Annotated in this window: 10 protein-coding genes and 1 tRNA gene; 6 read left to right on the top strand and 5 right to left on the bottom strand. The window is 31.4% G+C overall.

Annotation, left to right across the window (positions count from 1 at the left end; genetic code table 11):
* Positions 1–124 precede the first annotated feature (124 nt).
* A complete protein-coding gene (locus ACXLDF_RS12635; RefSeq protein WP_457558894.1) occupies positions 125–838 on the top strand; it encodes a hypothetical protein in 714 nt (237 codons plus the stop codon).
* Positions 839–968: 130 nt separating this feature from the next.
* On the opposite strand, the gene ACXLDF_RS12630 is transcribed toward ACXLDF_RS12635, so the two are convergent.
* A tRNA-Thr gene (locus tag ACXLDF_RS12630) sits at positions 969–1,058 on the bottom strand.
* Between the two features lie 179 nt (positions 1,059–1,237).
* On the opposite strand from ACXLDF_RS12630, the gene ACXLDF_RS12625 reads away from it, so the two are divergent.
* Positions 1,238–3,460 (top strand): C25 family cysteine peptidase, encoded by a 2,223-nt coding sequence (locus ACXLDF_RS12625; protein WP_457558893.1) that lies wholly within the window; start codon positions 1,238–1,240, stop codon positions 3,458–3,460.
* A gap of 208 nt (positions 3,461–3,668) precedes the next feature.
* On the top strand, positions 3,669–4,205 hold the full coding sequence (locus ACXLDF_RS12620) for a hypothetical protein (protein ID WP_457558892.1): 537 nt from the start codon (positions 3,669–3,671) through the stop codon (positions 4,203–4,205).
* A gap of 76 nt (positions 4,206–4,281) precedes the next feature.
* On the opposite strand, the gene ACXLDF_RS12615 is transcribed toward ACXLDF_RS12620, so the two are convergent.
* Both ACXLDF_RS12615 and ACXLDF_RS12610 read right to left on the bottom strand, forming a co-directional pair.
* Positions 4,282–6,054, bottom strand: a complete 1,773-nt coding sequence (locus ACXLDF_RS12615) for an NAD+ synthase (protein WP_457558891.1) — start codon at positions 6,052–6,054, stop codon at positions 4,282–4,284.
* A gap of 20 nt (positions 6,055–6,074) precedes the next feature.
* The gene (locus tag ACXLDF_RS12610; protein ID WP_457558890.1) at positions 6,075–9,065 is read right to left on the bottom strand and encodes a DNA-directed DNA polymerase I; all 2,991 of its coding nucleotides are present in this window, start codon (positions 9,063–9,065) and stop codon (positions 6,075–6,077) included.
* A gap of 408 nt (positions 9,066–9,473) precedes the next feature.
* Between ACXLDF_RS12610 and ACXLDF_RS12605 the strand changes: the two genes are divergently transcribed.
* From ACXLDF_RS12605 to ACXLDF_RS12595, 3 genes are all read left to right on the top strand, one after another.
* Positions 9,474–10,010, top strand: a complete 537-nt coding sequence (locus ACXLDF_RS12605) for a hypothetical protein (RefSeq protein WP_457558889.1) — start codon at positions 9,474–9,476, stop codon at positions 10,008–10,010.
* A gap of 258 nt (positions 10,011–10,268) precedes the next feature.
* Complete coding sequence (locus ACXLDF_RS12600) at positions 10,269–11,510, top strand: thiolase family protein (RefSeq protein WP_457558888.1); 1,242 nt, start codon at positions 10,269–10,271, stop codon at positions 11,508–11,510.
* A 103-nt stretch (positions 11,511–11,613) separates the two neighbouring features.
* On the top strand, positions 11,614–12,534 hold the full coding sequence (locus ACXLDF_RS12595) for a sensor histidine kinase (RefSeq protein WP_457558887.1): 921 nt from the start codon (positions 11,614–11,616) through the stop codon (positions 12,532–12,534).
* Between the two features lie 2 nt (positions 12,535–12,536).
* On the opposite strand, the gene ACXLDF_RS12590 is transcribed toward ACXLDF_RS12595, so the two are convergent.
* The gene (locus ACXLDF_RS12590; protein ID WP_457558886.1) at positions 12,537–13,082 is read right to left on the bottom strand and encodes a hypothetical protein; all 546 of its coding nucleotides are present in this window, start codon (positions 13,080–13,082) and stop codon (positions 12,537–12,539) included.
* 28 nt (positions 13,083–13,110) lie between these two features.
* Positions 13,111–13,953 carry a hypothetical protein gene (locus tag ACXLDF_RS12585; RefSeq protein ID WP_457558885.1) on the bottom strand — a complete coding sequence of 281 codons (843 nt, stop codon included), beginning with the start codon at positions 13,951–13,953 and terminating at the stop codon, positions 13,111–13,113.
* Positions 13,954–13,966 lie beyond the last annotated feature (13 nt).

The following is a 13,966-nucleotide window of genomic DNA, read 5'->3' as shown; positions in this document are numbered from 1 at the left end:
ATATATCGTTATTTTATCTGTTTGGTATCGACAAAAATCAAAGATTGACAAATGAAGCAAAAAATCTTTAGGGTGTGCATTTTCAAATATGCGGAGTTTTTATGTCTTCCTAAGGGAGAAAAAGGTGGTAAAGAAAAACGATAAGCTTTCATCAATTTTGATAAATAGTCGTAATTATGAAATATTTTTATTAAGTGAGTGGCACCAGCTGCATAATCATCAAGGAACTGCTCTGGAAGTGCGTTTTCCAATTAGGGTGTTTGGATCATTTTTGAATGCTGAATCATGGAATTTGTCTCGTGTTTTTCTCGATATTTTTAATTCTCAAGATATTCCTGAACTTTCTGAATTGTTTGAATTATCTAATATACGTATTGCATTCATATTTTTCCCAATTTCCACAAATTCTTCCATAAATCTTCAATTCAAGTATAGATTACAAAAATTTTTGGAATTAACTGTTTCTCAAAAATCGGAGTTTTTTCTCTCGCAAATTGACCAAAATATTGCATTAGCATCTCGTATTGTTTCAATAAAATACAGAGAAATCGAATGGAAGAAATATGAGCTATCAAATTCAATAAAAAAATACCAGAATATCTTTAATCATAATCGTCGTTTTATTCATTGGGAAAATCGTTTACTTTTCGGAGCGTTAGCGGCCAGATATTTAGATATTATTAAAATTTTTCCCCAACTTTGGATAGGATCTCGATATTATAGTGGTATCCCGCTGCAAGTAGGAATTAGAGAATTTGTCTTAAAGTACGTATTATCTGCTTTATTTGAAGAGGAACAAGTTCGAAAAGATCTCTCGCTCTATCTTGATCATTCTTAATTGTGCTAATAAGTTTTTTATTTAAATATAATTTTTCATATAAAAATACGTTGAGATCTATTACACTATATCATAAATAATTCAAAGATTTTACTAAAATCATCAGAATTCAGAAAATAGAGTAAAGTTAAGCCAGTGAAGGGGATTGAACCCTTGGCCTGCTGATTACAAGTCAGCCGCTTAAGCTACCAAAAGGCAATAGCCACTAAGCCACACTGGCATGATTAAAATAAGTTAGCTAAAACCAAGAATTCATAACATGCCCAACCATTAAAAATTTTCGATATGAATGCTGAATGTGAAAGCGAAATGCAATAAGATGCCGGTCTTTTTAAAAGCAGAATGTTGATCAATATAAGGCTTGAACTTATAAGAAAGGAATGAAATGAATTACTTAAGATGGTATGGTGGAATGAAAGAAATATTAATAGAATAAGTGCTCAAAATCGAAAAAAATTAGTGTTTGTCTTTGGATTCGTCTTCTTTTTAATTATTGTGAATTATATTGACACCATATCGACTGATTCTAATAAAATAATGGAATTTGAAATACCTCAAAGTATTTATAGTGCTTCTTCTCCAATTTCTGCTTCTGAGTTAATTACCAGTATAAATCAATCCACTAATCCATGGGAAACGGTGGATTATGATATGGTTTTTGTCATTCCTCCGGAGCATCCTGAATTTTTACCCATAGCGCAAGAATTTGCAGATTGGAAAGCTACTTTAGGATATCATGTAATAATTTTAGATAATTATACTTCTTATACTGGTCGTGATACTCCAGAGAAGCTTCGTAATGCATTAATTTCGTTGGCTCAACAGTATTCGATCAAATGGTTGTTGTTGATGGGAGATACAGAGTTGATTCCCATTCGGTATATTTACAATCCTGATGGAATTATCGTTAATGATCACGAAGCTGTAGGAAATGCCTATTTAAAACCCACAGATTTTTATTATGCAGACTTAACTGGTGATTGGAATATTGACGGAGATCAATATTGGGGAGAAGATGGAATACATAATGATTACAATGGTATACCTGAAGTTGATTATTTTCCTGAATTATATGTTGGGCGATTTCCCGTAGATAATGTCACTGAATTACAAGATCTTGTTAAAAAAACGATGATTTATGAACAAGTATTAAATCCTGGAGAGTGGATGCAGAGATATTTGGCGATTTCAGGTATTTCTGATCCCGTTAGTCAATTTTCAGGAGATAGAGATGGTGAAGATGAAGCAATTTTGAATCAATATATTTTAGATAATTTTATTCAAGATCAAATGGATTGGCGCCACTTAGAAGAGCATACTTCAGCTTATACTCCACCTAATGATAGCCGAATTGAGCCATTATCAAAAGCAGCAGTGCTTGATGCAGTTAATCAAGGTCAATCGATTATTGCATATGCTGGACATGGAAGTCCCACTTCATTTTTTTCAGCTTCAGCGCTTACGACAAGTGATATACCCAATTTGACGAATTTTAATAAAACATCATTTTTATATGCTGATGCTTGTTCTACAAATGCTTTTGATTTTGATTCGCCGTTATCCTTAGGAGAAGCATTTATTAAAGCACCATCAACTGGTGGGATCGGATATGTTGGATCTATGCGAATATCATGGTATTATCCTAACGATACTGCATTAGCACAAGATAACCGTGGTTTACTAAAGCTATTCATGCAGCAAATGTTTGAAAAACATATGTATCAACAAGGTAAAGCGTTATATGAGTCAAAAGTGGCATATGTGAACAGCGATTGGTTCCAATTAGTGAATAAATCATCTGATTTTAAATATTTTGAAATGGAACGGAAATCATTGTTTTCATACATGCTTTTGGGGGATCCATCTGTAGATATTTACACCGATCTTCCACACCATTTTAGTTCACTTATTGAAACAAATGCTGTTGAATCTCCTTATGCTGGAGCAGTATCTCCTGTTACTATTACAGATGAAGAAGGTGTCCCAGTTCCCTATGGGCGGATAATCCTATTTCAATCCAATGGAATATATAAAACTTTTACTGCTGATGAAAATGGTACTGTTCAAGTTATTTTTCCTTTTAATACTTCATCTATAGATTATCGCTTAGTTGGTCATAACATGCAGATGAAAAATGGAACAATTACATTAAAGGTGGATACAAAAATGCCTAAATTGGAATCAAGTCTACGCACAAATCCCAATAAGGTTGAATATGGGAGATCAACTTCCTTTTTTGTAACTCCATATGATTCAGATTCAGGTGTACATGAAGTTTGGATTTTTATTAGTTCAGATAATTTTTCTTCCAAATCTTGGCAAAGTTATATAATGCATCAAGCTACACCGAATTCAAGTGAATATACTTTATCTTTGGTTTTCACAAACATATCTGTCTACCAAGCGGCGATTATTGTTTTGGATCGTGTGGGAAATTGGTATTGCTCATATCCTAATCTGATATTTAATATTTCTGTGGAGAAACCTGTAATTTGGCAGCTGCTTGCAATTTTAACTTATGGAGGGCTGTCAATACCTATAGTATTAGGTGTTATATTATGGATTAAATTGCATAAAAAACAACCATCTAGTTTGAATAATATTGTTATTCTAAAATCTTGATTGATGGTCGATTGATTAATTGATAGATTGGTTGATTGATAGATTGATTGATTGATAGATTGGTTGATTGATAGATCTCTCTTGATCTTAATCTCTTTGATCTTGATTAATAACATTCTGAATTTATTCGCACTTAATCACTAATGCAGATAAAAAGAATAAAGTAGAGTAATACATAATAATTTATTATATACTTGAGGTAAATACTTTGAATATCAAGAAATCTATTGTTGATTATCTTCTTTATGCAGTTGTGGTAGGACTTAGTCTTTATTTATATCTTCTTGTAAATAATTTTTGGGGAATTTTTACCGTCTTTGCGGGAACTATTCTAATATTAGTATATTTATTATTTACAACACCAGGGATGTTAGTTAAAATAAAATATAGACGAATTATACAATTATTAAAAACGCAAATTTCAATTACTGAATCAGAAATTCAAAACAAAATAACAATTGATAAGCTGAAACTTCATAAAGCTTTGTATGAGATGGCAAAAGCATGGATGATTTCTCCCCTAGTTTTGTTAATTAAAAAGCAATACCTCTATGTTTCAGAAAAAGTTATGGATGAAATAGTTTCTAAAGTCGAGGAATATATTAATAGTCTTCAACAACAATCAAAATCATCCAGTAAAATTATGCGTTCTCAGATAATCTCCGAATTATCGCAGCAATATACTTTCTTGACGCGACTACAGATTGAGACCATAATATCTCATTTAATTCGACAATTGGAATAAAAACAACTGGTGCGAATAAGTTTGCAATATTCATTAATACTCTTAATATTTAATTTAAAAAAAGAGAATAGAACATTTAATAGAATGATCGCTTAAGAACTGGAATTTTTCTGCCTGATCCGAATGTCTTTTTATTTATTTTAATTGTTTGTGCAAGTTGGGCGCGTTTAAACTCTGCTCGCGTGTACATCTCTTCAATTCGGCGAACTAGTTCTGGATCTTTTCCCATGGCGATTATTTCACGTGGGGAATAACCTTCGTCTATTCGAAGATGCAAAATTTCATCTAATATAGAATAGGGTGGTAAATTATCTTCATCTTTTTGATTTTCTTTCAGCTCTGCAGATGGTGGTTTGGTGACTATCGCTAATGGAATTATTTCTTCTTCACGATTAATCCAATTTACGACTTCGTACAATTGAGTTTTGTACAAATCTCCTGGCACATTCTTTCCTCCATTTGTATCACCATATAATGTGCAGTATCCTGTGGCGATTTCTGATTTATTTCCAGTAGATACTAATAGAGCTTGATATTTATTGGAATAGTACATTAAAAAGAGTCCTCGCAGCCGTGATTGAAGATTTTGATCTGCTAAATCTTCATAATATTCAGTTCCAGGATTTTTTAATATTTCATCGAATTGTTTGCGAAGAAGAGCGTGTGAATCTGTAATTGGGAGAATATAATATTTGATTCCGAGATTTTTACATAATAAAATAGAATCATCAATCGAACCTGAGGATGAATACTTCGATGGCATCAGTAGTGCTATCACCCGCGCTGATCCTATCGCTTTAGATGCAATATAGGCCGTGAAAGCAGAATCGATTCCACCACTAAGTCCAACCACAATCTGAGAAAATACACCAGTCTTTACAAAATAATCTCGTAAATTTAATGTTAAAGCAATACAAATTTCTTCTTCTATCGAAAATAAATCTGAAATTGCATTATCAGGTATAAGATCTGGGTTAAGATCTGGAAGAGGTGGATCGTATAAAGTATTTTTATAAATAGAATTTGACAAAGAACGATGTTCTGGTAATTTAGAAGCTGGAATATATGAAAAATCTTCCGTTTGAAGATTATAATCTAAAACCATTAAAGATTCCTGACAAAAAGGGGCACGAAGAATGATTTCACCATTAGAATTGCAAACAAAGGATCTTCCGTCGAATACAAGTTCATCTTGACCTCCAACGGCGTTTAAATAAATTATAGGGATCTTATGTTTTGCTGCCTTTTCATTAATCAAAGTTTCCCTTGTTTTCTGTTTCTGAATATGATAAGGTGATCCATTTATTGAAACGATGAAATTTGCTCCATTTTGAACCAATTTTGAAGCTACATCAAGTTGATAGTCATGATCCCATAAATCTTCGCATATTGCGATTCCTATATTTAAATCATGAAGGTTTACTGGTGTAAAATCTGTACCTGACCAAAAATAGCGCTTTTCATCGAAAACATCATAAGTGGGTGTAAGACGTTTTGCGATGGATGTTTGAATTTTACCATCTGCTAAGATATATGCATTATTTTGATATCTTGGATGATGATTAGGGTTTTTTTCCTGTCCAAATCCACCAAGAATAATTGTGAGATCAGGAAAATTTTGAGCAATGTTTGTCAGACTTTTTAATTCTGATTCTAAAAAATCCCGATCAAAAATCAAATCTTTGATTGGATAGCCGGATATCGCCATTTCAGGAAAAATTATGATATCTACATGGGATTTCTGTGCATAACTACAAACAGAATTTATCTTTTTTTCATTTCCCTTTAAATCTCCCACATTAAAATTCAATTGTGCTAAAAGAAAGCGACAGGATAAACCCGCAGTCATAGATAGTAAAATGAAAAAAATCAGAAAAAACTTTCGAGTTTCTTTATTCCTTGGATTTCTTCGTAGTTAATTCCTAAAGGATCAAGAATTTGTTCAAAAGTGCTTCTTACGAGATCTTTATATTTAGAGATGTCTAAATCATCAATACTTGCTTGACTTAATGGTTTTACTCCTTCTGAACTGCGAGTTTTTACATAGCTGATAAAACTACCGCGTCCAAGGTTTGCTTGTTCTTTTCCGGTCATCATCTTTGCTGCTTTGACATGTTGTGGGGAAGTTTTAGTATAAGTATCAACTTCACGTCTTAAAACTACTGTAATGGCGTAATCTTCAATGTGAAATCCTCCTTTTTCAGGAGGTTTACCAATCGATTTAAGAGTAGATCGCACAATTTGAATTATTTTTTTGCGTTTTTGTTGAAATGTTTTAAGATCTGTTATGGTAACTAATTCGTCTTGCACGTCTTTAAAACGTTTTTTAATAAATTCTGGAGTATTGTATTTTTTTACCATTAATCCTTTAATATCTACTTTTTTTCCTCCTGTACGAACTCCAATATAGTTTTTCTTTCGTTCTGATAAAGCCAAAAACTGATATGTTTTTTCAAGTTCAAGATCAAGATCTAGATCTTGTTTAGACCATTTAATTAAATTCTTAACTTGATCTGAAGAAGGGTTTAGAAGAAAGACCGAATCTGTATCTCCATATAAAACTTTTACTCCTATACTTTCCGATTTTTTGATCGTTTCATGAATCGAATATCGTCCTAAAGCGGTTGTGGCTTCAGCAACTGGGCGAAAATAAAGATTAAACATGGGACTGCCAAAGACGCCATACGCACCATTGATAAATACCTTTAATGCGCTTGCCATAACCATAGCAGTTTGTCGTTCTTTTTGGGAAACTGTTTTATCATTAGAAAGTGGCTTAAAATAATTAACTCGCACATCTCTTAGATATCCGACCACTGAAGCAAAAATCCCCATCTTCTTGGTGCAGATCCAATAACCAATTTCTGGTAATCGGTTGTTTTTGCATTCTGGATGAAGACAATTGATAGTTTCATATGAAAGATTACGGGTCTTAATTGTAGTGGGATATAGACTGGAAAAATCTAAAACTGCTACTTGAAAATGAATTCCGGGTATTGGATCTATAACATAGGCTCCTTGAAATTTCTCTGTGTTTGTTCGATCAAAACCTCCTCTTTCTTCTAATTCTGACATTCTGGGGACTAAACAATTCAATCTACGATGTTCAGCGAGTAACAATGATTTAATCCAGGCAGATATCTGTAATCTGAACAGATCTTGCATTGGTAATCGAGTAATTCGCATTAAAACTACTAATAAATTCCACATTAAATTATTGTTAAAAGTTGTCAATTCTAAAGTAAGTATGGAATCCATTAAATTATAATGAATTAAATTTGCTAAGTTCATATCTCCTATTAGAATCCCTTCGTGTTTGACTTTTCCTTCACCCAATAAGCTGCTGGCGATATCTTCCAAAGAGTTTTTTAAATACGCTCCACCGAAAGCATAGCCTTTAATACTTCTATTTGCGAAGAATTGGAATATATCCAAATGAATCCCTTGTTTATAGTCTGTATTTCTTGTAACCATTCCACCTCCACGAGATGTTAAAATGGGGTTAAGTGTTTCGTCAATTTTAAGTTTTCTAGCTCTGTGATAAAGATAGGAATTATCAAAATTATCACCATTAAAGGTAATTATAATTGGATACTGCCAAATTTTCCGAAAGGTTTCCAGAATTAAATCTCTTTCTGATTGGAAAAAAATCACTTTTGCATCATCAGGGAAATTTTCATTATAGACTCCATCTGTTAAGTCTTCGCGATTCAAGCAATAAACTTCTTTAATTCCATCTGTATCAGCAAATGATACACTGATAACTTTATATTTCGCTAGTGTAGGATCTGGTAATTTTCCATCTTCAGACTCTTCCACTTCAATATCATAAGCCATTCGTTTCAGTGATGGAACGGCAGAAGAAAAAATTGGATGATAGACTTTTGCCATAGATTGAATTTCTGGGACTTCTTGCTTAAACACATTGTGTAGTTTTTTATCTAAAGAAGGATCTAATTGTGGATCAAGAGGAATAATATTTCCATCTTTCATTTTATAGAGCATACCTGGAATAAGTTCTCTATCATAAATATAATTATGATGATAACGAATATTTGCTTCCCAAGCACCTTCAAGTAGAGCTTTAATTCCTTGTTTCCCACCAATATCTGTAGGCGTTTTTCCATATATTTTCGTTATTTCGATTTCTTTATCCTCTAAAAGATCATATTTCTTGACTGTCTCCATTCCGTCATATCCTGCAAAGGATGTTAATTGTTGATTTTGTTTTAAACTCGAACGTGAATCTTTGTGATAACAATAAGGGCGATGATTGGTCGTATCAATCCAAATTTTAATCGAGTCATCGCTGAAATCATAGAACTTAGCAAAAGCTTTATTAAGTTGACCGTCATATTCCACTGTTAAAAGCATACCTTTCTCGAAATTTGAAACAATTTGATTCTCTTGCTGTAAAATTCTAAGGTGATAAGACTTTTGACTTTCATTAGGATTCCGTGGATATTTATCTTTGTAGAGATAATCTCCAAAATCAATTGATTTCTTAGTATAAAAAATTTTATCCAATTTTCTTTTTTTGTCAGATGATATTTTATCTGTTTTTTCATTTGCCTTTTTTTTATGTATTTCGTATTGTTCTCTTATTGGTTGAATTACTTCTTTAAATTCCTTCATTGTTGCCTTGATTGTAACTTCATTTTTTTCTTTAACTTCCTCGTTCGAAATTACTTTCTTCTTTTTCTCCTTTGATTCTTTTATTGATTTTGATTCAAGTGTTATTTTATGTGATGGTTTTTCTATTGTTCTATTTATTGATTGTTTAAATGATTTAGAAGGTAATTTTGATGGTTCTTTTTTTTTATTCTCCTTTTTATTAGAGTTTACTGAGTTTTTTTTCATAAAATCTGATAAATTAGAAAATGAAGTTGATAAATTGTTTTTTTTTTTTCCCTTTTTCTTTGTATTACTTATTTCCCTTTTTTTTGAAGCTGGTGTCATTCTTATCTTAAAATAAAATTAATATCTTAAAAAAAGATAAGCATGACGCAATTAATAAATCAAATAAATAAGAAAAATTTCAATCAAGTTATCAATTCTTTATTATTATTCATTGAAATTTGAATGATTTTTATATTCAAAAGATTTCTTTAAATATGTTCATTCCCTATTTCAATTACCCTAAAATAAGTGAAAGGGTATGTATAAATTTCTCCCAACGTTAGAATACATAACGGGTTAATTCACATCAATTTTTCCCACAAATGTGGGAACACATAATGTGAAATCCTAAAAAAAATAGTGATTAATATGGCATTAAATTCACGCGTAAAATGGTCAATTGCAATTCTCGTAATTGTGGCGTTATCTTTTCCTGTTTTTTTATTAATGAGAGGAAAATCAATGGATCTCTATAAAAGTGGAGATATCCGAGACGCCAATGAGCAAATATATACTTATACTACGTTATATTCCATTAAAATTAGCGATAATGACATTATATATATGGATATAACTCCCAATGTAACACTTATGTATAGAATTGTGGATACTCCATACAATATTTCTGCAGCACCTATTGATACTACTCTTTTTGAAGATACTATTGAAGCGAATGAAACTGTCCATTTAGAATTTCCTGTACCTGAAATTCATGAGATTTCAATCCAATTTCGTTCATTAAATTATCCTTTGAAAGTTCATATTTCATTTTTCCAACAAACTGAAGTGAAAGGGTTTTATATTTGGTTAATTTTCTTAGGAGTTGTATTAGTTGTCATTAACCTTGGTTCTTTTCTAATACCAAACCCCGAAGAAGAAAGAGCTTCTCCTTATAATGAACAATAATTTTATTTATCTGGAAAACAGGAAAATAAAGAATATTTTTTCTTTTTCTTACCAATTATGTTTTTTCTTTCAATTTTTATATAAAATATAGATTAACGCACATAACTATAACACTTGTATCATTGCAATTTACATTTAAATTAATATATTTCTCTTTCCTTATTTTGAGAAAATAAAAAAATATTCTTAAAAGTAACAAGATAAAAATAAATTCATATCGATTAAATAAAATGCAAAAAAATCGATGAGGTGGAAAAAATGAATAAAAATGTTGTAATTGTGAGTGCTTGCAGAACTCCAATAGGGTCTTTTGGCGGTTCTTTGAAAAATGTACCAGCTCCAAAATTAGCCGCTCATGTAATGAAAGAAGCAGTATCAAGAGCAAAAATTAACCCTAAAGAAATAGGTGATATTCGCTTTGGTTGTTGTTTAGAACCTGTCGACGCTTTAAACATTTCACGGGTTGCTCAGTTAATAGCTGGTTTACCTGAAAAAATACCGGCTGTAACTATAAACCGTGTTTGCATTTCAGGCATGGAAGCAGTTGTTTCAGGTGCCTGGCAAATAATGGCAGGTATGACTGATGTGGCACTTGTTGGTGGTGTTGAATCAATGTCGAATGTACCTTTTGTAAGTGAAGAGACACGATGGGGTGCGCGATTGCAAGATAGGACATTTAAAGATGGTTTAATTCATGGTTTACATGCAGGAAGTCATTTTGTTCCTTTTCCTATTGAAGGGACTGGAGATTTTCCTGATGAATTTTATCGGGGAAAACCTTACATTATGGGATTGACTGCGGAATTTTTAGCTCAAAAACATGGATTTACAAGAGAAGAACAAGATGAAGTTGCACTACGTTCACATAATGAAGCAGAACGTGCTACAAATGAAGGTATATTTGTCGACGAAATTGTACCAATTACAGTTAAAAGTCGTCGAAAGGAAATGATCGTGGATAAAGATGAACATTTTCGTAAAAATTTAACAATGGATCAATTAGCTGCTTTGCGCCCTGCTTTTATCCGAAAAACTGGAACCGTCACAGCAGGAAATTCATCAGGAATTAATGATGGTGCTGCTGCATTGATTATTATGTCTGAAGAAAAAGCAAAAGAATTGGGTATAAAACCATTAGCTCGAATTGCTGGGATTGGAATGGGTGCGACTGCACCATATTACATGGGAGAAAGTCCAATCCCTGCAGTAAAAGATCTCATTCGACGAACTGGAGTTTCTCTTGATCTATTTGAGAGAATTGAAGTGAATGAAGCCTTTGCATCTCAGTATCTTGCAGTTGAGAAAGAATTGGGATTAAATAGGGAAATCACAAATGTTCATGGATCTGGTATAGGATTAGGGCATCCAGTTGGATGTACAGGAGCAAGAATTATGGTTACTTTGTTATATGAACTAATTCACAGTCAAAAAACACATGGTCTGGCGACACTCTGTGGTGGTGGTGGAGTATCAGAAGCAGTTCATCTTGAAAGAATTTAAAATTGAAATTGAAATTATATTATTGATAGGTTTTTTACTTTTTTACTCCTTTCTTTGCAAAGAATAATTTATATATGGCTTAATGTGATAAGAATATTTGAACATGGCTCACCCTTTACAATCTCCAAATGATTTATACCTACGGATGTTTGAATCAGAAAAATTTTTACTTATGGGGAAAATGGCTTCTGGAGTGGCTCATGAAATTAATAACCCCATTATGATAATTCAAAACTATGTTTCTTTAATTCTGGATGAAATTACAGAACATGGGCATTTAGATATTGCACCTAATAATGATTATTATTCTGCTCTTCAAGAAATCATGGAAGAATGTAAAAGAATTTCTAAAATTACTAAAAATTTGCTTGAATTCACTCGTTCAAAATCAAATATTCCAGAAAAAGCAGACTTGGAACATATCTTACTTAAAGTAATAAAACTAATGCAGCCTATGATAGTAAGAGCTCAAATAAAATTAAATATTAAAATAAATGTGGCTAATTCTCAATGTATCGTCAGATCTGATCAAATTCAACAAGTATTCGTAAATCTTATTGATAACTCAATATTTGCGTTACAGAAAAAATATCCCGGTAATAGCCATTCTTCCAATGAAAAATTTATTGAAATAAGCATTTATCATCAAGATGTTAATCAGAATGGTTTATCGAAATCATTCATTGCAATTGAATTTTATGATGATGGTATAGGAATCGAAAAACATCTTCAATCTCAATTATTTAAGCCATTTGTAACTACCAAAAAGAGTAAAGCAAATCAGCGAGAAAGTGAAAAATATCAAGGCTTAGGCTTAGGATTAGCATATTGTAAGAATATTATTCAAAATCATAAAGGATTTATAGAATTTGAGTCTGAGTCAAAAAAATTTACTAAATTTACTATTTATTTGCCACTCAATGATGAGAATAGTAAAAGTAAAATCGAATCTTCAGTAAAGCATGTTACAAAATCAAATATTGCCAAAAATGGAGAAGAAAACGATGATACAATTATTTTTTAAGATTATCTTTTAATGAAACAAATTCTTTCAAAATTATCTAAATAATCTCCCTTTTCACCCCAATATTCAATTATATTCTTTGATTCGCTTATTCTATATTTCAAAGATGTGCTGACTGTGTTTACTTGAAATTTAGTATCAAATAGGTAAACTGAAGAGATAGGATATTCTAATTCTGCTTCATCGATAAAACTCGTATAAATATTTTCCCCTGAGGAAAAAATACCTTTGAATTTTATATTCCATTGAACTTGAACTAAATTTTCATGAAGAAGAAAAATAGAACAGTTAATCACCTTTGGGAATACTTGATGGTTATTCACGTAATTTTTTTCTGAATCTAGTATTTTTTGCATATTACTGTAATAAAGTTCGATTTCATTGGAGTAATTTTGTGGATTATTTAGATAATTTCTGTAGTTCTTCTTTTTTTTGGTTGCATTTAAATCTTGATAAAAATAGAAGATAGATTGGAAAAATACACCCAAATTGGAGATAAACATAGTTGAAGATGCTGAAATTGGCTGTAGTTTTGAATAAACTCTCATCTTTCACTATTTTTTAATGGAGATGTGATTAATAAAACTTTTGATATGGATCAACATTTTTAGTTGAGTATTTTGGATGTTTTGATTTTTTTTTTTGAAAGGACTTTTTCTTTTTTTTGAAATTTCTATGTTTTACATGCTTTTTTTTTACTGATTTTTTTGATGTTTTTTTACTTTTCTTTTGTTGAGTCTTTTTTATTTCTTTATTATTCTTTATATTATTAATATTAAGATCGATATTTTCGATTGTGTTTACTGATTTTGAATGACTACTCTTGGTTTTTACAATATTATTATTATCGGCACTACTTTTGATGTTATTATTGATATGATTTCCTTCTGATACCATTTTTTTCATCCAAAGGGATTCTGCTTCGTTATTCCATTTTGATTGCCATTTTTCAAAACCAGATTTAACAAAAATTTTCCTTCTTGGATAATCCTCTACTACCCAATTAAAAATTGTAAAAAATCGTTCTTTTCCACTTTCAATAGATGCTTTATCCCGTGGAAAATCATAATTTTCGATAATATAATTAATGTATGTCGATTCTACTTGATTTTGTAAGTATCCTTCAATTTTCGCATCATGATAATTGTAATTATTTTCTTTTAACCATTTTCGAGCTTCATCAAAACAAGGTCCTGTACATAACCAAATATCTTCTGATTGTGGGATTTTCATTTCTTGAAATGTTGAGATAAATAAATTTCTAATAAAACTTTTAGTGAGATTGTTGAAGTTTTTATTCTGGTATAATTCTAAGGGTACTCTTTTTTTTACAAGGGTATTTGTTTCTCGGCGCCAGAATAAAATAAAGGCCGGACCAATTAAATCACCCGTTCCACTATCATCTATTTCAACAGTCATCGCGTGAGGAGAA

This window comes from Candidatus Harpocratesius sp., assembly GCF_054039255.1.
This window is presented reverse-complemented; position numbering and strand designations above follow the sequence as displayed.